This window comes from Janibacter endophyticus, assembly GCF_016888335.1.
Classification (GTDB): domain Bacteria; phylum Actinomycetota; class Actinomycetes; order Actinomycetales; family Dermatophilaceae; genus Marihabitans; species Marihabitans endophyticum.
Map to the genome: position 1 here is coordinate 2283837 of NZ_JAFEJG010000004.1, position 25494 is coordinate 2309330.

The 25494-nt window shown below is 71.1% G+C and carries 23 protein-coding genes; 7 read left to right on the plus strand and 16 right to left on the minus strand.

Going from position 1 to position 25494, the window contains the following annotated elements:
• Positions 1 to 6 precede the first annotated feature (6 nt).
• The 10 genes from leuA to hrcA form a co-directional block, all read right to left on the minus strand.
• Positions 7 to 1791: a 2-isopropylmalate synthase gene (leuA, locus tag JNO54_RS10995; protein ID WP_204143940.1), complete on the minus strand. Its 1785-nt coding sequence runs from the start codon at positions 1789 to 1791 to the stop codon at positions 7 to 9.
• Positions 1792 to 1979: 188 nt separating this feature from the next.
• Entirely contained in the window at positions 1980 to 3014 is a 1035-nt protein-coding gene (locus JNO54_RS11000) for an aspartate-semialdehyde dehydrogenase (RefSeq protein WP_204143941.1), read from the minus strand.
• A 201-nt stretch (positions 3015 to 3215) separates the two neighbouring features.
• Positions 3216 to 5021, minus strand: a complete 1806-nt coding sequence (locus tag JNO54_RS11005; protein ID WP_307818175.1) for a BCCT family transporter — start codon at positions 5019 to 5021, stop codon at positions 3216 to 3218.
• Between the two features lie 136 nt (positions 5022 to 5157).
• Positions 5158 to 6084, minus strand: coding sequence for a GTPase Era (gene era / locus JNO54_RS11010; RefSeq protein WP_204143942.1), 927 nt, complete (start codon positions 6082 to 6084; stop codon positions 5158 to 5160).
• Complete coding sequence (locus tag JNO54_RS11015) at positions 6081 to 7367, minus strand: hemolysin family protein (protein WP_204143943.1); 1287 nt, start codon at positions 7365 to 7367, stop codon at positions 6081 to 6083. The genes era and JNO54_RS11015 overlap by 4 nt, the downstream gene beginning before the upstream one ends.
• Positions 7364 to 7846, minus strand: coding sequence for an rRNA maturation RNase YbeY (gene ybeY, locus JNO54_RS11020; RefSeq protein WP_204143944.1), 483 nt, complete (start codon positions 7844 to 7846; stop codon positions 7364 to 7366). The genes JNO54_RS11015 and ybeY overlap by 4 nt, the downstream gene beginning before the upstream one ends.
• Positions 7843 to 8904 carry a PhoH family protein gene (locus tag JNO54_RS11025; protein WP_204143945.1) on the minus strand — a complete coding sequence of 354 codons (1062 nt, stop codon included), beginning with the start codon at positions 8902 to 8904 and terminating at the stop codon, positions 7843 to 7845. The genes ybeY and JNO54_RS11025 overlap by 4 nt, the downstream gene beginning before the upstream one ends.
• Positions 8905 to 8960: 56 nt before the next feature.
• On the minus strand, positions 8961 to 9704 hold the full coding sequence (locus JNO54_RS11030) for a 16S rRNA (uracil(1498)-N(3))-methyltransferase (protein WP_204143946.1): 744 nt from the start codon (positions 9702 to 9704) through the stop codon (positions 8961 to 8963).
• A 2-nt stretch (positions 9705 to 9706) separates the two neighbouring features.
• On the minus strand, positions 9707 to 10828 hold the full coding sequence (gene dnaJ / locus JNO54_RS11035) for a molecular chaperone DnaJ (RefSeq protein WP_204143947.1): 1122 nt from the start codon (positions 10826 to 10828) through the stop codon (positions 9707 to 9709).
• A 61-nt stretch (positions 10829 to 10889) separates the two neighbouring features.
• On the minus strand, positions 10890 to 11918 hold the full coding sequence (hrcA, locus tag JNO54_RS11040) for a heat-inducible transcriptional repressor HrcA (protein ID WP_204144678.1): 1029 nt from the start codon (positions 11916 to 11918) through the stop codon (positions 10890 to 10892).
• 128 nt (positions 11919 to 12046) lie between these two features.
• Here hrcA and JNO54_RS11045 point away from each other — a divergent pair, with 128 nt between their 5' ends.
• A complete protein-coding gene (locus tag JNO54_RS11045; protein ID WP_204143948.1) occupies positions 12047 to 12949 on the plus strand; it encodes a DUF3097 domain-containing protein in 903 nt (300 codons plus the stop codon).
• Positions 12950 to 13197: 248 nt separating this feature from the next.
• Here the strand turns inward: JNO54_RS11045 and fabG are convergent, their stop codons facing one another.
• The 3 genes from fabG to hemW form a co-directional block, all read right to left on the minus strand.
• Positions 13198 to 13953 carry a 3-oxoacyl-ACP reductase FabG gene (fabG, locus tag JNO54_RS11050; RefSeq protein ID WP_204143949.1) on the minus strand — a complete coding sequence of 252 codons (756 nt, stop codon included), beginning with the start codon at positions 13951 to 13953 and terminating at the stop codon, positions 13198 to 13200.
• 105 nt (positions 13954 to 14058) lie between these two features.
• Positions 14059 to 14736 (minus strand): trimeric intracellular cation channel family protein, encoded by a 678-nt coding sequence (locus JNO54_RS11055; protein ID WP_204143950.1) that lies wholly within the window; start codon positions 14734 to 14736, stop codon positions 14059 to 14061.
• Entirely contained in the window at positions 14733 to 15992 is a 1260-nt protein-coding gene (gene hemW / locus JNO54_RS11060) for a radical SAM family heme chaperone HemW (RefSeq protein ID WP_204143951.1), read from the minus strand. The genes JNO54_RS11055 and hemW overlap by 4 nt, the downstream gene beginning before the upstream one ends.
• Before the next feature lie 27 nt (positions 15993 to 16019).
• Here hemW and JNO54_RS11065 point away from each other — a divergent pair, with 27 nt between their 5' ends.
• Positions 16020 to 16808, plus strand: a complete 789-nt coding sequence (locus tag JNO54_RS11065; protein ID WP_204143952.1) for a tyrosine-protein phosphatase — start codon at positions 16020 to 16022, stop codon at positions 16806 to 16808.
• 33 nt (positions 16809 to 16841) lie between these two features.
• Here the strand turns inward: JNO54_RS11065 and JNO54_RS11070 are convergent, their stop codons facing one another.
• Positions 16842 to 17324: a hotdog fold domain-containing protein gene (locus tag JNO54_RS11070; RefSeq protein ID WP_204143953.1), complete on the minus strand. Its 483-nt coding sequence runs from the start codon at positions 17322 to 17324 to the stop codon at positions 16842 to 16844.
• Between the two features lie 115 nt (positions 17325 to 17439).
• Between JNO54_RS11070 and JNO54_RS11075 the strand changes: the two genes are divergently transcribed.
• Genes JNO54_RS11075 through JNO54_RS11085 form a run of 3 tightly spaced genes read left to right on the plus strand, consistent with a single transcriptional unit; the run spans position 17440 to position 21775 of the window.
• Entirely contained in the window at positions 17440 to 18891 is a 1452-nt protein-coding gene (locus JNO54_RS11075) for a WS/DGAT domain-containing protein (protein WP_204143954.1), read from the plus strand.
• Positions 18888 to 20942 carry a DUF8754 domain-containing protein gene (locus JNO54_RS11080; protein WP_204143955.1) on the plus strand — a complete coding sequence of 685 codons (2055 nt, stop codon included), beginning with the start codon at positions 18888 to 18890 and terminating at the stop codon, positions 20940 to 20942. The genes JNO54_RS11075 and JNO54_RS11080 overlap by 4 nt, the downstream gene beginning before the upstream one ends.
• Complete coding sequence (locus JNO54_RS11085) at positions 20939 to 21775, plus strand: SDR family NAD(P)-dependent oxidoreductase (RefSeq protein WP_204143956.1); 837 nt, start codon at positions 20939 to 20941, stop codon at positions 21773 to 21775. Before JNO54_RS11080 ends, JNO54_RS11085 begins: the two co-directional genes overlap by 4 nt.
• Positions 21776 to 21814: 39 nt before the next feature.
• On the opposite strand, the gene lepA is transcribed toward JNO54_RS11085, so the two are convergent.
• On the minus strand, positions 21815 to 23659 hold the full coding sequence (lepA, locus tag JNO54_RS11090; protein WP_204143957.1) for a translation elongation factor 4: 1845 nt from the start codon (positions 23657 to 23659) through the stop codon (positions 21815 to 21817).
• A gap of 68 nt (positions 23660 to 23727) precedes the next feature.
• On the opposite strand from lepA, the gene JNO54_RS11095 reads away from it, so the two are divergent.
• A complete protein-coding gene (locus tag JNO54_RS11095; protein WP_307818176.1) occupies positions 23728 to 24492 on the plus strand; it encodes a CPBP family intramembrane glutamic endopeptidase in 765 nt (254 codons plus the stop codon).
• A 64-nt stretch (positions 24493 to 24556) separates the two neighbouring features.
• A complete protein-coding gene (locus tag JNO54_RS11100) occupies positions 24557 to 25105 on the plus strand; it encodes a type II toxin-antitoxin system PemK/MazF family toxin (RefSeq protein WP_204143958.1) in 549 nt (182 codons plus the stop codon).
• A gap of 68 nt (positions 25106 to 25173) precedes the next feature.
• Here JNO54_RS11100 and rpsT read toward each other — a convergent pair whose 3' ends face one another.
• Entirely contained in the window at positions 25174 to 25440 is a 267-nt protein-coding gene (gene rpsT / locus JNO54_RS11105) for a 30S ribosomal protein S20 (protein ID WP_204143959.1), read from the minus strand.
• Between the last annotated feature and the right edge of the window lie 54 nt (positions 25441 to 25494).

Below are 25494 nucleotides of genomic sequence, written 5' to 3' on the forward strand. Positions count from 1 at the left end.
CTCGGGTCAGGGACCGCCGCCCGGGCGGCTGATCGCCCGCTCGCCGGGCCCGGTGACGACCGCGTCACGCTCGGCGCGGTTGACCGCAGAGAGGATCGCGCGGAGCGAGGCCTTGACGATCGACTCGTGCAGGCCGACGCCCCAGAGGACCCGCTCTCCGACCGCGCACTCGACGTACGCCGCGGCACGCGCGTCGCCACCGGCGGACAGCGCGTGCTCGGCGTAGTCGAGCACGCGCACGTCGACGCCGATCGTCGACAGCGCGTCGATGAAGGCCGCGATCGGGCCGTTGCCGCGCCCGTGGATCGTCTGCTCGTGACCGTTGTCGAGGATCGTCGACTCGATGACGTCGATGCCGTCGTCGGAGCCGGTGATCGTCGAGCGCACCGGGAAGAAGCGGCCCCAGCGCTCGCCCACGACCTCGGCATGGAGGTACTCGTCGCCGAAGATCTGCCACAGGTCGGCGCCGCTGACCTCGCCCCCCTCGGCGTCGGTCTTGCGCTGCACGACCTGGCTGAACTCCACCTGGAGCCTGCGCGGCAGGTCGAGCCCGTGCTCGCTCTTGAGGAGGTAGCTCACGCCCCCCTTGCCGGACTGGCTGTTGACGCGGACGACGGCCTCGTAGCTGCGGCCGATGTCGTGCGGGTCGATCGGCAGGTAGGGCACGCCCCAGTCGATGCCGTTGACGTCGGTGCCCGCCGCCCTGGCCCGGGCCTCCATGTCCTCGAAGCCCTTCTTGATCGCGTCCTGGTGCGAGCCGGAGAAGGCCGTGTAGACCAGGTCTCCGCCCCACGGGTGGCGCGGGTGGACGGGCAGCTGGTTGCAGTGCTCGACGGTGCGGCGGATCTCGTCCATCTGCGAGAAGTCGATCTGCGGGTCGATGCCCTGGCTGAAGAGGTTCATGCCGAGGGTGACGAGGTCGACGTTGCCCGTGCGCTCACCGTTGCCGAAGAGGCAACCCTCGATCCGGTCCGCACCCGCGAGGTAACCGAGCTCGGCGGCAGCCACCCCTTCGCCCCGGTCGTTGTGCGGGTGCAGCGAGACGATGACCGAGTCGCGGCGCTCGATGTTGCGGATCATCCACTCGACCGAGTCGGCGTAGACGTTCGGCGTGGCCATCTCGACGGTCGCCGGCAGGTTGATGATCATCTTGTGGTCCGGCGACGGGTCGATGATGTCGATGACCTCGTTGCAGATCCGCGCCGCGAACTCCAGCTCGGTGCCCGTGTAGGACTCCGGGCTGTACTCGTAGTAGATCGTCGTGTCCGGGATCGTCTCCTCGAGCTTCTTGATGAGGCGCGCACCCTGGAGCGCGATGTCGACGATGCCGTCCTGATCGGTGTTGAAGACGACACGGCGCTGCAGCACCGAGGTCGAGTTGTAGAAGTGGACGATCGCCTGCTTCGCGCCGGTGATGGCGTCGAAGGTCCGCTCGATGAGATGGTCGCGGCACTGCGTGAGCACCTGGATCGTCACGTCGTCGGGGATGTGCCCGCCCTCGATGAGCTGGCGGCAGAAGTCGAAGTCGGTCTGGCTCGCGCTCGGGAAGCCGACCTCGATCTCCTTGAAGCCCATCCGGACGAGCAGCTGGAACATCCGCAGCTTGCGCTCTGGGTCCATCGGGTCGATGAGCGCCTGGTTGCCGTCACGCAGGTCGACGGCGCACCAGCGCGGCGCCTTCGTCATGACGCGGTCTGGCCACGTGCGGTCCGGCAGCTCGACGCGGATCTGGTCCTGGAAGGGGACGTACTTCGTCGTCGGCATGCCCGACGGGGTCTGGGGGTGGATCATCTGCTCACTCGCTTCGTGTCATCGCGTGGGGGCCGGCCGGGCATCACGCACTCCGCGACGAGGGGGGCCGATCTAGGCCTCGTCGCGGCGGCGAAGGAGGAGAACCACGCGCATGCTGGCGAGTGTAGACGGCGGAGGGGGACCGGCGTCGGCCGGTCCCCCTCCGTGGACGTTCATCGTGCAGGTCCTCAGCGGCGCGCGAGGAGCTCCTCGGCGATCTGGACCGCGTTGAGGGCAGCGCCCTTGCGAAGGTTGTCACCGACGACGAAGAGGACGAGCCCCTTGCCCTCGGGCGCCGCCTGGTCCGCACGGACGCGGCCGACGTAGATCTCGTCCTTGCCGGTCGCCTCGAGCGGGTTGGGGACGTCGGTGACGACGACCCCCGGGGCCTGGCCGAGGATCTCGAGGGCTTCCTCGGGACTGATGTCCTGCTCGAACTCGGCGTGGATCGCGAGCGAGTGACCGGAGAAGACGGGCACACGGACGCAGGTGCCGGAGACCCGCAGGTCGGGCGCGTGGAGGATCTTGCGCGACTCGTTGCGCAGCTTCTGCTCCTCGTCGGTCTCCTCGCTGCCGTCGTCGACGATCGACCCGGCGACGGGGACGACGTTGAAGCCGACCGGCACCTTGTAGACCTGGGGCGAAGGGAGGGTGAGGGCCGAGCCGTCGACGGCGAGGTCCTTCGGGTCGCCGGAGGCGTAGCCCGCGCGCAGCTGGCTGTCGAGCTCGACGAGCCCGGCGCCGCCCGAGCCCGAGACGGCCTGGTACGAGGCGACGTGGAGGCGGACCAGGCCCGCCTTCGCGTGGAGCGGCGCGAGCACCGGCATCGCGGCCATCGTCGTGCAGTTGGGGTTGGCGACGATGCCCTTGGGGATGTCGCCGAGGTCGGCGGCGTTGACCTCCGAGACGACGAGCGGGACCTCGGGGTCCTTGCGCCAGGCGCTCGAGTTGTCGATGACGGTCGCGCCGGCAGCGGCGACCTTGGGCGCCCACTCCTTGCTCGTCGACCCGCCGTTGGAGAAGAGGGCGATGTCGATCCCGGAGAAGTCCGCGGTGGCGGTGTCCTCGACGGTCACCTCCCCGTCCTTCCAGGGCAGGGTCGAGCCTGCCGATCGGGCCGAGGCGAAGTACCGCATCTCCTCGACCGGGAAGTCGCGCTGCTCCAGGAGCGCGCGCATGACCGAACCGACCTGACCCGTAGCACCAAACACACCGATACGCATGCGCCCAGGATAGGTGGACGGCGGTCGGGGCACGGACGGCGACTGCCTGCTGGACGGATCCGTGGCAGGAGCTGCCCTGCGAGCGACCTGATCAGCGCCGTCATCGACGGCGAGCGGGTCACCCTCTGCACCGCCCGAGGTGCCGAGCACGCACACCAGCGGGGCCGCACACCGTCGTGGGCGGCCCCGCTGCTGCGTGGATCAGGACTCGACAGCGTGGCCGGCGCCCTCCCCCGGTGCCGCTCGGTCCACCGACAGCGCGAAGTCGTCACCATGCTCGGTGACCCCCTCGACGACGGCCTGCTCGACCGCCGCGCGGGCGTACTGGCCACGCACCACCATCGGGTCGGAGCGCAGGTCCTTGAGCAGCGACGCAGCCATGCCGACCATGATGACGACGAAGGGCAACGAGGCGATGATCGTCACCTGCTGCAGGCCGGAGAGCGCGTCGGAGCCGCCGATGATCAGCATGATCGCCGCGACGGCACCGGTCGCGACACCCCAGAAGAGCACCGTCGGTCGGGTCGGCTCGAGCGTGCCGTTCTCGCTGAGCGTCCCCATGACGATGGAGGCCGCGTCGGCGCCGGAGACGAAGAAGATCGCGACGAGCACCATGACGAGCACCGAGGTGACCGTCGCCCAGGGCATCGTGCCCAGGAGAGCGAAGAGAGTGCCCTCGGCCGACTCCGCGGCCGCCAGCTCGGCCCCCTTCGCCTCGGCGTCGATCGCAGCGCCGCCGAAGATCGAGAACCAGACGAGGCTCACGACACTCGGGACGAGCAGCACGCCGGTGACGAACTCCCGGATGGTGCGGCCACGGGAGATGCGGGCGATGAACATGCCGACGAAGGGCGTCCAGCTGACCCACCAGGCCCAGTAGAAGATCGTCCAGCCGGACAGCCAGGCCTCGACGCCCTCCTCTCCCTGGGCGTTGGTGCGGGCGGAGTACTCCATGACGTGCTGGAAGTAGGTGCCCAGCGTCGTCGGCAGCAGGTTGAGGATGAAGATCGTCGGGCCGACGACGAAGACGAAGAGGGCGAGGGCCAGGGCCAGCACCATGTTGGTGTTGGACAGCCACTGGATGCCCTTCGCGACACCGGACACGGCCGAGATGATGAAGCAGATCGTCAGGACGACGATGATCCCCACGAGCAGGACGTTGCTCGGGCCGCTGGCCCAGCCGACGATCTGCGCCCCCGACGCGATCTGCAGGGCCCCGAGCCCCAGCGAGGTGGCCGACCCGAAGAGGGTCGCGAAGATCGCGAAGACGTCGATGACCTTGCCCGTGGCGCCGTGCACGCGGCGACGACCGATGAGCGGCTCGAAGACGCCGCTGATGGTCAGGGGGCGCCCCTTGCGGAAGACCCCGTAGCCGATCGCGAGACCGGCGACGGCGTAGATCGCCCACGGGTGCAGCGACCAGTGGAACAACGTGGTCGCCATCGCGGTGCGGGTCGAGGCCTCGTGGCCCGGCTCACCGGTGCCCGGCGGGGGCGTCACGTAGTGCGCCAGCGGCTCGGCCGCGCCGTAGAACATCAGACCGATGCCCATGCCGGCGGAGAACATCATCGCGATCCACGAGACGGTGCGGAACTCCGGGCCCTCGTCGTCGCGGCCGAGCGGGACGGAGCCGTACTTGCCGGCAGCGAGCCAGATGACGAAGAAGACGAAACCGGTGGCGGTGAGGCTGAAGAGCCAGCCGGCGTTCGTCACGACCCAGTCGAGACCGCCCGCCGAGGCGTTCGCGAGCGTCGCGGTGCTCACCCCGCCCCAGACGACGAAGGCGATCGCCAGCGCGGCGGTGACGCCGAAGACGATCTTGTCGAGACGACCGGGTTGGTCGTGCTGCGGGACGACCAGCGGCTCGAGTGCCGGGTGGCGGACGCTCGGCGCAGGGTCGTTGTCGAGCATCCCCGCGTCGCCGGTGAGACGGGCAGCACCTGCGGGCCCGGTGCTCCCGACCCGGCTGCGCGGTGTCTCCGGCCGCTGCTTCTTGTGATTGGTCACGTCTGTGTAGGCGACCGACGGCCGCCGTCCCCTTCCGTTGCGTATGTGGCGTCTGCGCCACCCCTGGGGGTGGGCCGCCGTCAAGGATGACCCGCGGTGCGGGGAGGGGCAAATCAGGAGTGACCAGGCGGAGGGATCAGAAGCCGAGCCGCTGCAGCTGCTTGGGGTCGCGCTGCCAGTCCTTGGCGACCTTGACGTGGAGGTCGAGGTAGACCTTGTGGCCGAGCACGCGCTCGATGCCCTGGCGGGCGTTGGTCCCGACCTCGCGCAGCCGTGACCCGCCGCGTCCGATGATGATCGCCTTCTGGCTCTCGCGCTCGACGAAGACGTTGACGCGCACGTCGGTCATCGGGTCGCCCTCGGGCCGGTCCTCCCGCGGGACCATCTCCTCGACGACCACGGCGAGGCTGTGCGGCAGCTCGTCGCGCACGCCCTCGAGCGCGGCCTCACGGACGAGCTCGGCGATCATCGTCTCGGCCGGCTCGTCGGTGAGCACGTCCTCGGGGTAGAGCGGGGCCGGGGCCGGCGGCAGGTAGTCGCTGAGCAGTGCGAGCACGTCGTCGACCTGGTCGCCGCGCACGGCGGAGCAGGGGACGATCGCGGCCCAGTCGCCGAGCTGGTCGATGGCGATGAGGTGCTCGGCGAGGCGCTCTCGGTCGACCCGGTCGGTCTTCGTGGCGATGGCCACGACCGGGACCCGCCTGGCCCGCTGGAGCTCGGAGAGCTCTGCGGCGATGAAGTTGTCACCGGGCCCGATCTTCTGGTCCGCGGGCAGGCAGAAGCCGATGACGTCGACCTCGAGGAGGGTCTCGCGGACGAGGTCGTTGAGCCGCTCACCGAGGAGCGTCCGCGGCTTGTGGAGGCCTGGTGTGTCGACGAGGATCAGCTGCCGCCCCGGCCGGGAGACGATGCCTCGGATCGTGTGCCGGGTGGTCTGCGGCTTGCTCGAGGTGATCGCCACCTTGTCGCCGACGAGGGCGTTGGTCAGCGTCGACTTGCCGGCGTTGGGTCGACCGACGAGGCAGGCGAAGCCCGCGCGGTATTCGTCGTGGTCCTCGCTCACGAGGCCTCCTCCTCCACATGGTCGGCGGCCTGCTCGCTCCGCTCGACGATGACGCTCGCGACACGGTGGCGCCGCCCGGACATCTTCTCAGCCGTGAGGACGAGGCCGGCCACCTCCGCCCGCGAGCCGAGGATCGGCACCTTGCCGACGACCTTGCCGATGAGCCCGCCGACGGTGTCGACCTCGTCCTCCTCGAGGGTGACGTCGAAGAGCTCGGCGAGGTCGTCGACGTGCATCGAGGCGGGCACCCGGACCGTGCCGTCGTCGAGGACCTCGACGCCAGGGGTCTCGCGGTCGTACTCGTCGTCGATCTCGCCGACGATCTCCTCGAGGATGTCCTCGATCGTGACGAGCCCGGCCGTGCCGCCGTACTCGTCGACGACGATCGCCGCGTGCGTGCTGTCGCGCTGCATCTCACGGAGCAGGTCGTCGATCGGCTTGCTCTCTGGGACGAAGGGGGCGGGTCGCATGAAGGCGGAGACCTTGGTGGCGCCGGCCTCGGGGCTGGCGGTCGTGCGGCGGATGACGTCCTTGAGGTAGAGCAGCCCGACGATGTCGTCGGTGCTCTCCCCGACGACGGGCACGCGGGAGAAGCCGGAGCGGATGAAGAGGTTGACCGCCTTGCGCGCGGGCTTGTCGGCCTCGATGGTGATCATGTCGATGCGCGGCACCATGACCTCTCGCGCGAGGGTGTCTCCGAGGTCGAAGACCGAGTGGAGCATCTCGCGCTCCTCGGCCTCGATGAGCGCGGACTCCCCGGCGAGGTCGACGAGGTCGCGCAGCTCGGCCTCGGAGCGGAAGGGGCCGTCGCGGTAGCCCTTGCCCGGGGTGACGGCGTTGCCCAGGCCGACGAGCAGGCGGGCCACGGGACCGAGCACGCCACGGAGCGCGACGACGACCGGTGCCGCCGCGAGGGCGATCGCCGTCGAGTGCTGGCGACCGAGCGTGCGCGGCGAGACCCCGACGAGGGCGAAGGAGACAACGACCATGATCGCGATCGCGACGACGATCGGCTCGATCGTGCCCTCGATCGCCTCGGTGACGCCGACAGCGACGACGACGGCGGCCGTCGCCTCGGCGATGGCCCGCACGAAGGCGAGGACGGCGACGTAGCCGGAGGAGTCGGCGAGGATCGCGCGAAGGGGGGCCGCCCCCCTTCGTCCTTGCTCCTCGGCCGCCTCCGCGGCGACCCGGGAGGTCGTCGAGATCGCCGACTCGACGAGCACGAGGACGAACGCGAGGACCGTCGCGACGAGCGCGACGACGACGAGCGGGAGGCTCACGACCGGCCGGCCGGCGGGTTCGCCGTGCGTCCCCGCCCGGCGAGGAAGGTGAGGAGGAGTCGGCGCTGGAGGTCGAACATCTCGCGCTCCTCCTTGACCTCGGCGTGGTCGTAGCCGAGGAGGTGCAGGATCCCATGGGTGGTGAGGAGCAGCAGCTCCTCGGCGGGGGCGTGCCCGGCAGCGGCGGCCTGCTGCTCGGCGACGCTCGGGCACAGCACGATGTCGCCGAGGATGCCCTCGGCGGGCTCGCCCGGGCGGCCGGGGCGCAGCTCGTCCATGGGGAAGGACATGACGTCGGTCGGGCCGGGGAGGTCCATCCACTGCTCGTGCAGCTGAGCCATCGTCGGCTCGTCGATGAGGCGCACGTAGAGGTCGGCGCCCGGGTGGACGTGCATCTGCTCGAGGACGTAGGTGCAGATCTCGCGGATCTCGTCGAGGTCGACCTCGTGGTCGGTCTCGTTGCCGAGCTCGACGCTCATCGTTGCTCCCCCCTCGGACCACGGCGCGCGTCGTAGCGGCCGTACGCGTCGACGATCTGGCCGACGAGGCGGTGCCGGACGACGTCCTCGCTCGTCAGCTCGGCGAAGTGGATGTCCTCGATGCCGTCGAGCACGCGCCGGACGACCTTGAGGCCCGACTCGATGCCGCCGGGGAGGTCGACCTGCGAGGTGTCGCCGGTGACGACCATCTTGGAGCCGAAGCCGAGGCGGGTGAGGAACATCTTCATCTGCTCGGGCGAGGTGTTCTGCGCCTCGTCGAGGATGACGAAGGCGGAGTTCAGCGTGCGGCCACGCATGAAGGCCAGCGGCGCGACCTCGATCGTGCCGGCCGCCATGAGCCGCGGGATCGACTCGGCGTCGATCATGTCGTGCAGGGCGTCGTAGAGGGGGCGCAGGTACGGGTCGATCTTGTCGTTGAGCGAGCCGGGCAGGAAGCCGAGCCGCTCCCCCGCCTCGACGGCCGGGCGGGTGAGGATGATCCGGTCGACCTGCTTGGCCTGCAGGGCCGCGACGGCCTTGGCCATCGCGAGGTAGGTCTTGCCGGTGCCGGCGGGACCGAGGCCGAAGACGACGGTGTTGGCGTCGATCGCGTCGACATACTCCTTCTGACCGAGCGTCTTGGGCCGGACGGTGCGGCCCCGGTTGCTCACGATGTTGGCGGTGAGCACGTCGGCGGGCCGCTGCTGGCTGCTGCCGCGGAGCATGCCGATGGAGCGCTCGACGGCGTCCCGGTTGAGCGGCTGGCCGGCGCGGACGATCTCGATGAGCTCGCCGAGGAGCCGGTCGATGATGTCGACGTCACGCGCGGGCCCGGAGAGGCGGAACTCGTTGCCCCGCACGAGGATCTCGGTGCGGGGGAACTGCCGCTCCATGGTGCGGAGCAGCTCGTCGCGCGGGCCGAGGAGGGCCACCGGCGTCACCGAGTCCGGCAGGACGATCGTCTCGTCGACGGTCGTGTCGCCGTCGGGGGCGGAGGTGGGTGCCTCGTCGGGCAGGCCGTCGAGTGCGGAGAGGTCGGGTCGCGAAGGATCAGGCATCGTGGCTCGAGTCTACGGGCGGGGGGCCTGCCGGCACGATCCGCCGGCGCCCCCGGCTACGTCCAGCGCGAGCGGGCCGAGAGCACGGCGAGCGCTGCCGGGCCGGCCGTCGAGGAGCGCAGGACGGAGGTACCGAGGCGCACCGGCGCGGCGCCGGCGGCGACGAGCGCGTCGACCTCGGCCGGGCTGATGCCGCCCTCCGGCCCGACGACGAGCAGGACGTCCCCCTCGGCGGGGAGCGCCGCCGTCGCGAGCGGCTCGGTGGCGTCCTCGTGGAGGACGAAGGCGGCCGCGGCCGCGGCCGCGCGGGTCGCGAGGTCCTTGGTGGAGACCGGCTGCGTGACGAGGGGCGTGCGGGCCCGGCGCGACTGCTTGGCGGCGGCGACCGCGACGTTGACCCACTTCTGGTGGGCCTTGGCGACCTTCGGCCCCTTCCAGCGCACGATCGAGCGGTCCGCCTCCCACGGGATCACCTCGTCGACCCCGAGCTCGGTGGCCGCCTCGACGGCGGCCTCGTCGCGACCGCCCTTGGCGAGGGCCTGGACGAGGACGAGGCGAAGGGAGGGCGCCGGCTCGTCGCGTCGGGTCTCGACCCGCACGACGAGGGCGGTCGGGTCGGCCGACTCGACCGTCCCGACGGCCCCTGCCCCGTCGCCGTCGGCGACGATGACGCTCTCCCCCACCGCGATCCGGCGCACGGTGACCGCGTGCCGTGCCTCCACCCCTTCCACGACCACGGTCGCGCCCGGGGCGACGCCCTCAAGACTCCCCGGGGAGACGTGGAAGAGGGGTGCGGTCACCGTCAGCGGCCCTTGAAGGCGTGGCGGAGCTTGCCCATGAACCCGGAGTCGACGTCGGCGAGCTGGCCGCTCGGGTCGGTCTCGTCACGGACCTCGGCGAGGCGGCGCAGGAGCTCCTCCTGCTCGGCGTCGAGGCGGGTGGGGGTGCGGACGTCGGCGTGGATGATCAGCCGGCCGCGGCCGCCGCCGCGCAGGTGCGTGACGCCGAGGTCGTCGAGGACGACGGTGTCGCCGGGCTGCGTGCCGCGCTTGATCTCGATCTGCTGCGGGCCGTCGAAGGTCTCGAAGGTCAGCGTCGTCCCGAGGGCCGCCGCGGTCATCGGCAGCCGCACCGACGCGTGCAGGTCGTCGCCCTCGCGGGTGAAGGTCGGGTGCGGCGCGACCCGGAGCTCGACGAAGAGGTCGCCGGACGGGCCTCCGCCGAAGCCGACCTCACCCTCGCCGGCGAGGTGGATGCGGGTGCCGGTGTCGATCCCCGCGGGGATGCGGACGTTCATCGTGCGCCGGGAGCGGACGCGCCCCTGGCCGGAGCACTCGAAGCAGGGGTTGGGGATGACCTCGCCGAAGCCCTGGCAGGCCGCGCACGGACGCGACGTCATGACCTGGCCGAGGAAGCTGCGCTGGACCATCTGGACCTCGCCGCGACCACCGCAGGCGTCGCAGGTGCGACGGCCCGAGCCGGGCTGCGCACCGTCGCCAGAGCAGGTGCCGCACCGCTCGGCGGTGTCGATGGTCAGCTCCTGGGTCCCGCCGAAGACCGCCTGCTCGAGGTCGACCTGGAGGGCGACGAGCCCGTCCTGGCCGCGCGCCTGACGGGGGCGCGGACCGCGGCCGCCGCCGGCGGCCTGGCCGAAGAACTGCTCCATGATGTCGCTGAAGGAGAAGCCGGCGCCGAAGCCCTCGTGCGCGCCACCGTAGGGGTCGGCGCCCCTGTCGTACTGGCGCCGCTTGGCCTCGTCGCCGAGGACGTCGTAGGCCTGGCTGACGCGCTTGAACTCCTCCTCGGCCTCCGGACCGGGGTTGACGTCCGGGTGGAGCTTGCGGGCCATCTTGCGATAGGCCTTCTTGATCTCCTCCGGGGTCGCGGAGCGGTCGACACCCAGGTCGGCGTAGTAGTCGTTCACGTGCGGTGAGGTCCTCTGCAGATGGGGTTCGGGGGCGAAGGGGTTGTGCCGGGGCCGTGGGTCAGCCGGCGATGATCCGGGAGAGGTAGGTCGCGACGGCCCGGACCTGGCTGATCGTCGCGGGGTAGTTCATCCGGGTCGGCCCAAGGACGCCGACGTGGCCGACGAGCTCGTCGCCCACGCCGTAGCCGGTGGAGACGACCGACGTGCTCTGGAGGCCGGTGACGGGGTTCTCGCTGCCGATGCGGACCGCGACCTCGCCGGTCTGCTCGGCCTCGGCGCCGAGGAGGCGCAGGAGGACGACGTGCTGCTCGAGCGCGTCGAGGACGGGCTCGAGGGTGAGCGGGAAGTCCGAGGGGGTGCGGGCGAGGTTGGCGGTGCCGGCGAGGGTCACGCGGGTCTCGCTCTCCTCGCGGGCGGCCTCCTCGAGTGCTGCGAGGACGCCGGCGGTCAGGCTCGAGCTCGTGCGCTGGTCGTCGTCGAGGGTGCGCAGCGCGGTGACCGCCTCGGCGAGGCGGCGCTCGGTGGCGGCGGCGTTGATGTGGGTGCGCGCGGCGGCGAGCTCTTCGGCACCGGCCGTGGTCGTGTAGTCGGTGTCGGTCGCGATGACGCGCTGCTCGACCCGGCCGGTGCCCATGATGGCGATGACCATGAGGCGCGTGGCGCTCATCGGCACGAGCTCGACGTGGCGCACGGTGCTGCGGGTCAGCGAGGGGTACTGGACGACGGCGACCTGTCGGGTGAGCGTCGCGAGCAGCCGGACGGTGCGGTCGAGGACCTCGTCGAGCTCGTCGGCGCCGTCGAGGAACTGCGCGATCGCGGCCCGCTCGGCGCGCGACATCGGCTTGAGCGTCGAGAGCTGGTCGACGAAGGCGCGGTAGCCGGCGTCGGTAGGGATGCGGCCGGCGCTCGTGTGCGGGGCGGCGATGAGGCCGGCGTCCTCGAGGGCGGCCATGTCGTTGCGGACGGTGGCGGCGCTCACGCCGAGCTGGTGGCGTTCGAGGAGGGCGCGGGAGCCGACCGGCTCGCTCGTGTGGACGTAGTCCTCGACGATGGCGGAGAGGACGGCCATCCGTCTCTCAGAGCTCAGTGCGCTCATGGGGCTCCTCGTGCTCCCTTCGTCATCTCGGCTGGGCCTGCCTGGCACTCTCGACACCTGAGTGCCAAGTCTACGGACCTCCCGGCCATTCCCCAATCCGCCGGGTAGCGTGCCGCGACGTGACGCCCCCGACCTCCCGGCCCCCGACCGACCGCTACGGCTCTGACGTGCTCTCCGGCGACTGGCGCTCCGCGGGGCGCCCGCGCAGCCGCGAGGTCGAGGCGACCCCCGACCTCGTCGTCGAGGACTTCGAGACGGGGTGGGTCGGCGCGGTCGTCCGCGTCGAGAAGGCGGGCGGCATGCACGTCGTCCACCTCGAGGACCGGCGCGGCAAGGTCAAGGCCTTCCCGCTCGGGCCGGGCTTCCTCATCGACGGCGCCCCGGTCGTGCTCACTCCCCCGAAGGCTGCCGGACGGGCCGCGCTCGCCGCGGCCCAGCAGGCCGCCGCCCGGACCGCGTCCGGCTCGGTCGCCGTCCACGACGGGGCGGCGCGGGTCGCCATCGGGTCGCGGATCTTCGTCGAGGGCCGCCACGACGCCGAGCTCGTCGAGAAGGTGTGGGGTCACGACCTGCGGGTCGAGGGCGTCGTCGTCGAGATGCTCGACGGTGTCGACGACCTCGAGGCCGCGATCCGCGACTTCGCCCCCGAACCGGGGCGCCGGATGGGTGTCCTCGTCGACCACCTCGTCCCCGGCTCGAAGGAGTCCCGGATCGTCGCGAAGGCCGCCGGCCTGACCCCCTTCGCCCCCCACGTCCTGATCGTCGGGCACCCCTTCGTCGACGTCTGGCAGTCGGTGCGCCCCCAGCGGCTCGGGATGGACGCGTGGCCCACGGTGCCGCGCTCGGTCGAGTGGAAGCGCGGGATCTGCGCCCACCTCGGCTGGCCGCACGACACCCAGGCCGACATCGCCCGGGCGTGGAAGCAGATCCTCGGGACCGTGCGGACCTACGCCGACCTCGAGCCCGCCCTCCTCGGCCGGGTCGAGGAGCTCATCGACTTCGTCACCGCCGCCACCCCCTGAGATCCGAATTTCCCCGGGCTTCTGTCAAAGGCTCAGGAATGTTCGCGGGCGGATTGTTCGGAGCCCAAGCCGACGCCGACCCACTCATCGGGAGACAGGACGGCCACTTCGCCCCGCCCAGACCAGGACGAAGGGGACGACGCCGGGGCACCCCGGCAGGCACCTCAGAATCCGCCCATGGAACTGACGATCCGCCCGCGAATGTTCGCGGGCGGATGTCAGAAACCTGGGGAAATTTGGATCTGGGGTCAGTCCTTGGGGCCGCCGGCGACGTAGATGACCTGGCCGGAGACGAAGCCGGCCTCCTCGGAGCACAGGAACGCGGCGGTCGCGGCGATGTCCTCGGGCTGGCCGACACGCTGGACCGGGATCTGCTCGGCCGAGTACTTGATGAAGTCGTCGAACGGGACGCCGAGCCGCTCGGCCGTTGACGCCGTCATCTCCGTCTGGATGAAGCCCGGCGCGATCGCGTTGGCGGTGACGCCGAACTTGCCGAGCTCGATCGCGAGGGTCTTCGTCAAGCCCTGCATGCCGGCCTTGGCGGCCGAGTAGTTCGCCTGGCCTCGGTTGCCGAGCGCCGAGGTCGAGGAGAGGTTGACGATGCGGCCGTACTTCTCCTGCGTCATGAACGCCTGGCACGCCTTGGTCATGAGGAAGGCGCCGCGCAGGTGCACGCCCATGACGGCGTCCCAGTCGTCGGTCGTCATCTTGAAGAGCATGTTGTCGCGGATGATCCCCGCGTTGTTCACGAGGATCGTCGGGGCCCCGAGCTCGGCGGCGATCCGCTCGAAGGCGGCGGCGACCTGCTCCTCGTCGGAGACGTCAGCGCCGACGGCGATGGCCTGCCCGCCGGCGGCGGTGATCTCGTCGACGGTGCCCTGGCAGGCGGCCTCGTCGAGGTCGACGACGGCGACCTTGTGGCCGTCGTGGGCGAATCGGAGGGCGATGGCCTTGCCGATGCCGCGGGCGGCTCCGGTGACGACGGCGGTGCGCTGGGTGCTCATGCGTTCTCCTGCGGGTACGTGGTGGTGGGCCTTCGCCCTATGCATAGCAGCCCGAGGGCGAAGGGGGCGCGTCGGGACCGCGGAGCGACGCACGTCACGGGTCGCTCAGCCCCGCCGGCGGAACCGGTTGACCGTCTTGCCGCGGAGGTTGGCGCTGAGGACCGGCTGGGTCGGGAGCACCCAGCCCTGCTTGTGGGCGAGCAGGCAGACGCCGGCACCGACGAGGGTGCCCACAGGAGCGGCGAAGGGGCCCAGGCCCACCTCGCGCAGGAGGTAGTAGGCGATCGCACCGATGAGCGCGGCGGTCGCGTAGAGCTCGGACTGGCGGAAGATCTTCGGCACCTGGCCGAGCATCACGTCGCGGACCGCGCCGCCACCGACCGCGGTGAGGACGCCGAGGAGGATCGAGGGCAGCGGGGCGAGGCCGGCCTGGAGCGACTTCTGCGTGCCGACGACCGCCCACGTGCCGAGCGCGAGCGCGTCGACGTACGGGAAGACCTGCCGCCACCGCCGCCCCTCGAAACGCACGAGGAAGGCGAGCGCGGAGGCCCCGAGCGCGCACACGAGATAGGCGGGGTCGGTGAGCGCGACCGGCGTCGTGTCGAGCAGCACGTCCCGGATCGCACCACCCCCGAGCGCGGAGATGATCGAGAGGATCGCGAAGCCGACCGGGTCAAGGTTGAACTGGCGGGCCACCGCCGCCCCGAGCAGCGCGTTGGTCACGACGCCGAGCAGGTCGATGCTGCGGATGATCTCCTCGATGAGGGCCTGGTGCTCGCTCATACGGCCCCCTCCACGAGCAGCGCCTGGACGACGGTGTCGGCGAGCAGCCGGCCGCGGCGGGTGAGCACGACACGACCGAGCACGGCAGCGCGTCCGTCGACGAGCCGGTCCGCGACGAGCCCGGCGACCGCCCGTCGGCCCTCGGCGGTGAGCGCGGAGACCGGCAGCCCGTCGACGAGGCGGACCCCGAGGAGGACCTCCTCGTCGTGCTGCTGGCCCGTGTCGAGCACCTCCCGGGCGGCCGCCGGCGACTCCTCCTGGGCCAGTCGGGCGGCCCAGGAGCTCGGGTGCTTGACGTTCCACCACCGGGTGCCGGCGACGTGGCTGTGCGCGCCGGGACCGACGCCCCACCAGTCGTCGCCCCGCCAGTACGCAAGGTTGTGGCGGCACCGCAGGTCCTCCTCCGACGCGGCGCGCGACCAGTTGCTGATCTCGTACCAGTCGTAACCGGCGGAGCCGAGGAGATCGTCGGCGAGCTCGTACTTGTCCGCCTCGTCGTCCCCGGTCGGCATCGGCAGCTCTCCCCGCCGGACGCGGGCGTGGAGCCTCGTGCCCGGCTCGACGGTCAGGGCGTACGCCGAGATGTGGTCGGGGTCCAGCGCGATCGCCGCCTCGAGGCTGGCCCGCCAGTCCTCGAGGGACTCGCCCGGGGTCCCGTAGATGAGGTCCAGACTCACCGCGAGAGCGGCCTCACGGGCGCCGCTGACCGCCCGGGCGACGTTGGCCGGGTCGTGCGTCCGGTCGAGGGTCTGCAGGACCCGCGGCACCGCGGACTGCATCCCGAAGGACACCCGGGTGAAGCCCCCTTCGCGCAGGGCCGCCAGGGACGAAGGGGTGACCGAGTCCGGGTTGGCCTCCGTGGTGACCTCGGCGTCGGCCGCCAGACCGAAGCGCTCCCGGATCCCGTCGAGGACCCGGACGAGGTCGGCGGCGGGCAGCAGGGTGGGCGTCCCTCCCCCGACGAAGACCGTGCTGACCTCGGGGGCCGCCGGCCCCAGGACCGAGCGGGCGAGGTCGAGCTCGCGCAGCGCCCCCTCGGCGAAGCTCGCCTGGCTCGAGCCCGCAGGGCCGTCGGCGCCGCCGAGCTCGGTCGCGGTGTACGTGTTGAAGTCGCAGTAGCCGCACCGCACCGCGCAGAAGGGGACGTGCACGTACATCCCGAGCGCCCGGGCACCCACCGCAGCGGCCGACGCCTCGGGGAGGGAACCGTCCGAGGGCGCGGGGTCTCCGTCGGGCAGGGTGGGCACGGCGGACATCCTCCCACCCGCGGCTACCCTGGCCACATGACCCGCTGGATCGATCTCGAGGGCGTCGTCAACATGCGTGACATGGGCGGGCTGCCCACCACGCACGGACGGGCGACCCAGAGCGGGCGGCTCATCCGCAGCGACAACCTCCAGGACCTCACCCCCGCCTCGGTGACCCACCTCGTGGACACCCTCGGGGTGACCGACGTCGTCGACCTGCGCAGCACGCTCGAGCACCGGATCACCGGCGAGGGGCCGCTGCGCGCGACCTCCCTGACGCACCACCACCACAGCCTCGTCGTCGAGTCCGACGACGACGCCCGGACCGTCGACGAGGCGCTCGCCCTGCGTTTCGAGCCGGACGGCTCCCGGGGCCGGCCGAAGCCGGTGCGCGACGCCGACTTCTGGGGCCGCCACTACACGGGCTACGTGACCCGGCGGCCGGACTCGGTGGGGGCCGCGCTGGCCGCGATATCGCGCAGCCCGGGCGGCACGATCGTCCACTGCGCGGCCGGCAAGGACCGCACCGGCACGGTCGTCGGCATGGCGCTGTCGGTCGCGGGGGTGCCGGACGACGCGATCGTCGAGGACTACGTGCTCTCGGCCGAGCGGATCGAGCGGATCATCGACCGGCTCATCGACGTCGAGCCGTACCGCTACAGCCTGCCGTCGCACACCATCGACGAGCAGCGCCCCAAGGCGGAGTCGATGGCCGCGGTCCTCACCCACCTGCGCGACGCGCACGGCGGCGCCGAGGCCTGGTTGCGTGAGCGCGGCTGGCGCGAGGACGACGTCGCCCGGCTCCGGTCGCGGCTGCTCGACTAGCCCTTCGAGGCTCCTCGCAGGGCTCGGCGCACCTCAGGGAGCGGTCTGCGCGGGCTTCTCGCTCACGTAGACCGGGATGGTGCCCTGCACGGCGACGACGCCGTCGGTGCGCACGGCCTTGACGCGCACCTCGAGGTCGAAGGGCGCGGGCTTGTCCCAGTCCTGCGGCGAGGTCTCGGCGACGCACAGCAGGTCGGTCGTGGACTTCGCGAGGTACTCGACGTTCAGCCCGCGAGGCAACCACCGCTGGTGGTCGGGGCAGGTCGCCTCGGCGACGAGACCCATCGCGGCCTCGAGCCCGTTGCACACGGCGATCGCGTGGAGCGTGCCGATGTGGTTGTGCACCGCCTTGCGGTTCTTGATCGTCAGCTCCGCGTGGTGGGGTCGCACCTCACGCACCTGCGGCCGCACCGTCCAGAAGTACGGCGCGACGCGCGCGTAGAGCAGGGAGAAGAGCTGCTTGCCCTTCGGGTACCGGAGGGATCGCTGGTACAGGGCGTAGGTCTTCTGGGCCATGCCGACACCCTAGGTGGGACGAAGGGGTGATCGGCCACCGGGCCAGGAGTCTCGGCGTGTGACCTTTGCCCCTGTTTCGGGCCCGGCCCCGCCGACTTCCACGTACGTTGGGCAGGTGAGCACCCTGGCAGCCGACGACCTCGTGCCGATCCCCGCCTCGGACCAGACCTGGCTCCACATGGATCGGCCCAACAACCTGATGTACGTCCGCTCCATGCTGTGGTTCGAGGAGGCGCCGGCGCTCGAGGACGTGCACCAGCTCCTCGAGGAACGACTCATCGGCAAGCACCCCGTCTTCCGGCGACGGGCCGTCGAGATCGAGGGACGCTGGTACTGGCAGGACGACGAGGACTTCGACATCGGTCGTCACGTGAGCACCAGCCGGCTCGACGGCGACGAGGACGAGCTGCGGGCCTGGATCGGCAAGCAGTTCGCCCAGCCGCTCGACGGCGACCATCCCCTGTGGAGCATCGAGTTCCTCAGCGGCGTCGAGGGGTACGGCACCGTGATGTTCTGTCGCTTCCACCACGCTCTGGCCGACGGGATCCGGCTGACCCAGCTGATGTTCAACCTCTGCGACCCGGCCGACGGCAGCGCGGTGCTGCCCGTGCCGGTGGGTCGCGAGCACCGCAGGCCAGGGTTGCTCTCGACCGGTGTCACCGTGGCCCGCCGTGGCCTCGGCGACGCCGGCAACCTGGTCGCCGGCACCCTCCGGGCGCCCCTTCGCATCGCGATGTCCCTCAACCCCCGGCTCGTCCGGGACGGGATCGGGCTCATCCGGCGGCCGCTGCGCGTCTTCGACCTCATCGAGGGGCTGACCGACCAGGACAACCAGTCGATCAACACCATCGCCGAGGTCAGCCGCATGCTCGCCGCCCCGCCGAGCGCCCGCACCGCCTGGTCCGGCGTGCCGGGGGTCGAGAAGAAGGTCTCCTGGGTCAGGGGTTTGGACCTCCAGACGATCAAGGCGCTTGCGCTGGAGCACGACGGCACCGTCAACGACGTGCTGCTGGCCCTCGTCTCCCAGGCGATGACCCGCTACCTCGCCGAGAAGGACGCCCTCGTCGAGGAGATCTCCTGGCTCGTGCCCGTCTCGCTCCTCCCCTTCGACGCGAACCTCCCCGAGGAGCTCGGCAACCACTTCTCCCTCGTGTTCCTCCCCATGCCCCTCGGGCTGGAGAGCACGCGGCACGCTGTCGCCGAGATGCGGGCCCGCATGTTCCGGATCAAGCACAGCATCGAGCCGGCCATCACCTTCGGCGTGCAGCTGGCCATCGCGCAGTCCCCGAAGGCGCTCGCCTTCCAGCTGACCAACCTCTTCGCCAACAAGGGGGTCGGTGTCCTCACCAACGTCCCGGGACCACGCGAGCTCATGACCTTCGCGGGGGTGCCGGTCTCCGGAACCCTGGGGTGGGTCCCGACGTCGGGCAACCAGCCGCTCGGTGTCTGCATCTTCAGCTACAACGGCTCGGTGAATATCGGCATCGCCGGAGACGCCGGCCTCGTGCCGGATCCCGACACCATCGCCGACCTCATCGACGACGAGTTCGAGAGGATGAGTCCATGAAGCGGCCCATCATCGTCAACATCAGCCTGGCGGGACCCGAGGGGGACTACGACAGCCGTGCGACCTTCCTCGAGCAGACCTTCCGCCTCGTCCGCGAGGGCCTGTCCGGCGACGTCGACCTCGCCGTCGCTCGCATCGTGCACTGGCGAGGACGGGCCGCGGCCTTCGCCCTCTCCGGAGTCAGGGAGGCACGCGCCCTCGGTCTGCTCACCGATGACACCGACGTCATGTCGCGGCTGCGCGCGGCGTGCGGCGGGGTCCCCGTCACCGACGGCGACATGCTCACCGACGTCCTCCAGGAGTGGGCGATCCGCGGCCTGCAGACGGAGCTGCCGGGCTACTTCACCAACGCCCGGACCCTCGTCCTCGGCTCCGGCAACCACACCCGCACCGTGAGGGTCCTTGAGGAGTTCACGGACAACGTCGAGCACGCCGACCCGTTGGCGATGCTCGACAACGTCGCCCTGCGGGCGGCCGCGACGACCCTCGGCCTGGCCGCCGATGTCGCCTCGCTCGGGATGCGGGTCATCCCCGGCCGCCTGCGCCAGACCCTCCTGGCCCCGGCGGAGTGGGTCGGCCACGAGATCGCCCGCCGGGCCACCCGGGACTGCGACGTCATCGTCGCCTCCTACGACGAGCTCACCGGCTTCGGGCTGGAGGACCTCGCGGGCACGACCGTGATCTCCTCGGCGATCTCCCCGGACCGGCTCGCCGAGCTCGGCGGCCGTGGTGTCGACCGGGTCCTCGACACCACGCCCCAGCCCTTCCGGCACATCACTGTCGTCGCCGCCGTGCTGGAGGCGATGATGCTCGTCCTCGACGACGACGGGCACCTCACGACCGACGAGCTCCTCCAGGCGATCCAGACCGCCGGCATCGAGCCGCGCTCGCTCATGCCGAACGGTCCGCGACGCAAGACGCGCTTCGCCTTCGTCATTCACCCCCTGTCGACCCAGTACTTCCGCAACGTCCAGCCGTTGCGCGCGATGACCCAGGTACCGGGCATGACCCCGGTCATCGAGAAGGCCGCCGCGTACCTTCCCCCCTTCGTCTACAGCCACGTCACCGGGATCACCTCACCGACCGGTGCCGAGACCGAGGGGTGGCTCATCACCGTCGGGGGGACTCCCAAGGAGCTCCTGGCGCACAGCCCCGAGTTCACCTACACGCGGCTGCTCGACGCGGCCGAGATCGCCCGCAAGCTCGGGGCCCAGATCATGGGCCTCGGCGCCTTCACCAAGGTGGTCGGCGACGCCGGGGTCACGGTCGCCCGGCGCGCCTCGCTGCCCGTGACGACCGGCAACTCCTACAGCGCCTCGGGCGCCCTCTGGGCAGCCCACGAGGCGCTGCGCCGACTCGGGATCGCCGATGTCGACGAGCGTGGGCGCCTGCGCGGCAAGACGATGGTCGTCGGGGCGACCGGGTCGATCGGCTCGGTCTGCGCCCGCCTGCTCGCCCTGGCCAGCGACGAGCTGTGGCTCGTGTCCCCCGAGTCCGCCAAGCTGCTCGCGCTCAAGCGCGAGATCGAGGCGGAGCACCCGCGGGCGAAGATCTTCGTCGCGGCCCGGCCGGACGAGGCCCTGCCCGACATGGACATGATCGTCACCGCGACCTCGGCCGCGGGCCAGAAGGTCCTCGACGTCATGGCGCTCAAGCCCGGCTGCGTCATCACCGACGTCGCCCGCCCGCTCGACCTCTCCGCCGACGACGTCGCCAAGCGGCCCGACGTGCTCGTCGTCGAGTCCGGCGAGGTCCTGCTGCCCGGCGAGGACGTGCGGATGGGTGACATCGGGCTCCCCCCGGGCGTCGCCTTCGCGTGCCTCGCCGAGACGATCGTCCTCGCGCTCGAGGGCCGCTTCGAGACCTTCACCGTCGGCCGCAGCATCGAGTGGGAGAAGGTCAAGGAGATCTACCAGCTCGGTCTCAAGCACGGCATGCAGCTGGCCACGATCTCCGGCGTCAACGGCGTCTACACCGACGACGACATCGACCGGGTGCGCTCCCTCGCGCTCGCGGCCCGTGCTGCCCAGGAGCAGGAGAGTCAGTCATGAAGGACGTGTCCGGAGCCGTCGTGCTCATCACCGGCGCCGCCATGGGGATGGGCCGGCTCTTCGCCGAGCGGGCCGTCGCCGAGCGGGCCGCCGCCGTCGTCCTCCTCGACATCGACGAGGAGGCCCTGACCGCCACAGCGGAGGAGCTCTCAGCCCTCTCGGTCGGGCGGACGACCGTGATCCCCGAGGTCGTCGACGTGCGCCGCCTGCCCGCGCTGCGCGCCGCGGCCCGGCGGATCCGCAAGGAGGTCGGCGCGGTCGACATCGTCATCAACAACGCGGGCATCGTCCGGGGCAACCAGTACTTCTGGGAGAGCGACCCGAAGGACACCCAGCTCACGCTCGAGGTCAACACCCTGGCCCCCATGCACGTGGCGCGCGAGTTCCTCCCCGAGATGATCGAGGGCACCCGGCAGTGCCGCCTGGTGAACATCGCCTCGGCCGCCGGGCTCACCTCGAACCCGAGGATGGCCGCGTACGCCGGCTCGAAGTGGGCCATGGTCGGTTGGTCCGACTCGGTCCGGCTCGAGCTCGAGCAGGCCGGCCACGACCACGTCAAGGTCACGACGGTGTGCCCGTACTACGTCAAGACGGGGATGTTCGACGGAGCGCGCTCCGCTCCCCTGCTGCCGCTGCTCGAGCCCGACGACGTCGTCGAGCAGACGTGGTCGGCGATGCTGCGCGGGCAGGCGATGCTCGTCATGCCCAAGACCGTGCTCGTCAGCGAGATCGCCAAGGGCGTCCTGCCCATCGGGGTCCGCGACTTCGTCGCCGACAAGGTCCTGGGGATCTACCACACGATGGACGACTTCACCGGGCGCAAGGACGCCTGAGCAGCGCGAAGGGGGACCCGCCCGGGTCCCCCTTCGTCATCACTTCTTGTCCTTGCCCCCGCTGTCGTCGGAGGACAGCGCGGCGATGAAGGCCTCCGGCGGCACCTCGACGCTGCCGATGTTCTTCATCCGCTTCTTGCCGGCCTTCTGCTTCTCGAGCAGCTTGCGCTTGCGGGAGATGTCACCGCCGTAGCACTTGGCCAGGACGTCCTTGCGGATCGCCCGGATGTTCTCGCGGGCGATGACCCGGGCGCCGATCGCGGCCTGGATCGGCACCTCGAACTGCTGCCGCGGGATGAGGTCCTTGAGCTTGCCGGCCATCATCGTGCCGTAGGAGTACGCCTTGTCCTTGTGGACGATCGCGCTGAAGGCATCGACGCCCTCGCCCTGGAGCAGGATGTCGACCTTGACGAGGTCGGCGGCCTGGTCTCCGGCCTCCTGGTAGTCGAGGGAGGCGTAGCCGCGGGTCTTGGACTTCAGCTGGTCGAAGAAGTCGAAGACGATCTCGGCGAGCGGGAGCGTGTAGCGCATCTCGACGCGGTCCTCGGAGAGGTAGTCCATCCCGCCGAGCTGGCCGCGCTTGCCCTGGCAGAGCTCCATGATCGCGCCGATGAACTCGCTCGGCGCGAGGATCGTCGCCTTGACGACCGGCTCGCGGACCTCGGCGACCTTGCCGTGCGGGAACTCGCTCGGATTGGTCACCTCGACCTCGGTGCCGTCGTCCATCGTCACCTGGTAGACGACGTTGGGCTGGGTCGAGATGAGGTCGAGGTCGAACTCGCGCTCGAGCCGCTCGCGGACGATCTCGAGGTGCAGGAGGCCGAGGAATCCGACGCGGAAGCCGAAGCCGAGCGCCGCCGAGGTCTCCGGCTCGTAGACGAGCGCCGCGTCGTTGAGCTTGAGCTTGTCGAGCGCGTCGCGCAGGGCGGGGTAGTCCGAGCCGTCGATCGGGTAGAGCCCGGAGAAGACCATCGGCTTGGGGTCCTTGTAGCCGCCGATCGCCTCGCTCGCCGGCTTGGCCATGTTGGTGACCGTGTCGCCGACCTTGGACTGGCGCACGTCCTTGACGCCGGTGATGAGGTAGCCGACCTCGCCGACACCCAGGCCGTTGCTCGGCATCGGCTCGGGGCTGATGACGCCGATCTCGAGCAGCTCGTGGGTCGCCTTCGTCGACATCATCGCGATCCGCTCGCGCGGGTTGAGGTTGCCGTCGACGACCCGGACGTAGGTGACGACTCCGCGGTAGGTGTCGTAGACCGAGTCGAAGATCATCGCGCGGGCCGGGGCGTCGGCGTCGCCGACCGGCGCGGGCAGCTGCCGGACGATCTCGTCGAGCAGCTCCTCGACCCCTTCGCCCGTCTTGCCGGAGACCTTGAGGACGTCCTCCGGGTCGCAGCCGATGAGGCCGGCGAGCTCGGCGGCGTACTTCTCCGGCTGGGCGGCCGGGAGGTCGATCTTGTTGAGGACCGGGATGATCGTCAGGTCGTTCTCCATGGCCAGGTAGAGGTTGGCCAGGGTCTGCGCCTCGATCCCCTGCGCGGCGTCGACGAGCAGGATCGCGCCCTCGCAGGCGGCGAGCGAGCGGGAGACCTCGTAGGTGAAGTCCACGTGCCCGGGGGTGTCGATCATGTTGAGGCAGTAGGTCTGCGAGTCCTGGGCCCAGGGCATCCGCACGGCCTGCGACTTGATGGTGATGCCGCGCTCGCGCTCGATGTCCATGCGATCGAGGTACTGCGCGCGCATCTGGCGGGCCTCGACGACCCCGGTGATCTGGAGCATCCGGTCGGCGAGCGTCGACTTGCCGTGGTCGATGTGCGCGATGATGCAGAAGTTGCGGATCTGCTCCGGCGGGGTCGCGTGCGGCTGCAGCGCCTTCGTGGCCATGGGTGACACAGGTAGGACTCAACCTCTGGGGGTGGGGGGCAGATCACCGGCCATCCTAGGCTCTCTGCGTGAGCACCTCGCCCTTCGCCCGACGGACCCTGCTCACCGAGACCGTGCTCGTCCTCGCCGTCTCGCTCGGCGCGTCGGCGATCTGGTCGCTGCTGCGGATCGTCGCAATGCTCTCGAGCGGGGTCCCGCTCTCCGCGCAGACGGCCCGGATGAACGTCTCCGCCTTCCCGGACCAGCCCTGGCTGGATCTGCTCTGGCAGCTCACCGGTGTCGCCCTCGGCGTCGCCCCTGCCCTGCTCGCGCTGCACCTGCTGACGCGCGAGGACCCCGACGCCCGCTCCCGCATAGGCGCCGACCTGCGGCGTCCCGGCCAGGACCTGCTGCGCGGGCTGCTCCTCGCCGCCGCCGTCGGCCTGCCCGGCCTCGCCTGGTACCTCGGCGCGCGGGCCGCGGGGCTGAGCACGACGATCGTCGCCGCCGACCTCGTCCCGCACTGGTGGACGGTCCCGGTGCTCGTCCTCTCGGCGATCCAGAGCTCGGTGCTCGAGGAGGTCGTGATGGTCGGCTACCTCTTCACCCGGTGGGCGCAGGCGGGCTGGGGCCGCTGGCAGATCATCGTCACGAGCGCGGTGATCCGGGGCTGCTACCACCTTTACCAGGGCATCGGCGGCTTCGTGGGCAACCTCGTCATGGGTCTCTTCCTCGGCTGGGTCTACACGCGGACCCGCCGCGTGGCGCCCCTCGTCGTCGCCCACGCGGTCATCGACATCGTCGCCTTCGTCGGCTACGCCCTCGCCCGCGACCATGTGGGCTGGCTCACCTGAGCCGGAGGTCGAAGGGGGGTCGGCTTGCGCCCCGCCGGGGGGCTCGGCTTTGTAGCCTTCCGCCGTGCCCTCTCTGCGTGTCCTCGCCCGACGGTTCCTCGGGCTCGACGGACCGCAGGGCTGGACCACGATCCAGACCCAGGTCCAGGGAGACTTCTCGCGGCCGGCTGCGCCGGCCGAGGCCCGTGGCTACCCGGGCGACTACACCGGCCCGGTCTCGCCGTACGGCCCGCTGGCCGAGAGGGCCGGCCCGGGCGAGGTCGTCTGGGCGCACGTCCCCTTCGAGGAGGACCACTCCCGGGGCAAGGACCGCCCGACCCTCGTGGTCGGCCAGGACGGTGGCTGGCTGCTCGGCGTGCCGATGACGAGCCAGGACCACGACCGCGACGAGGAGCAGGAGCGCCGCGCGGGCCGGCACTGGATCGACGTCGGCACGGGGGCCTGGGACAGCCGCGGCCGGCCCAGCGAGGCCCGGGTCAACCGGATCGTGCGGCTCGACCCCGCCACCGTGCGGCGCGAGGGCGGCACGGTCTCGCCCGAGGTGTACGCCGCCGTCGTCCACGCGATCGACGCGGTGAGCCGAGGGCTGGCCTACGACGACGACCCGGTCTGAGGCAGGTCCGCAGACGACGAAGGGGCCCGCACCGGTGATCGGTGCGGGCCCCTTCGGTCAGGCGCGGCTCACTTGGAGAGGGAGCCGACCTTCTTCGCCAGGGCGGACTTCTTGTTCGCGGCCTGGTTGGCGTGGAGGACGCCCTTGCTCACGGCCTTGTCGAGCTTCGTCGACGCGAGCTTGAGCGCGTCGGCCGCGGCGGTCGCGTCGCCGGACTCGACAGCCTCACGGACCCGGCGGATCGAGGTGCGCAGCTCGGACTTGTGGGCGCGGTTGCGCTCGGTCCGGGCCTGGTTGGTCTTGATCCGCTTGATCTGGGACTTGATGTTTGCCACGTGAAATCTCTCTGTTGGTCGGTGGTTGCCGTTGAGGGCGGCAGGGCATCTCGG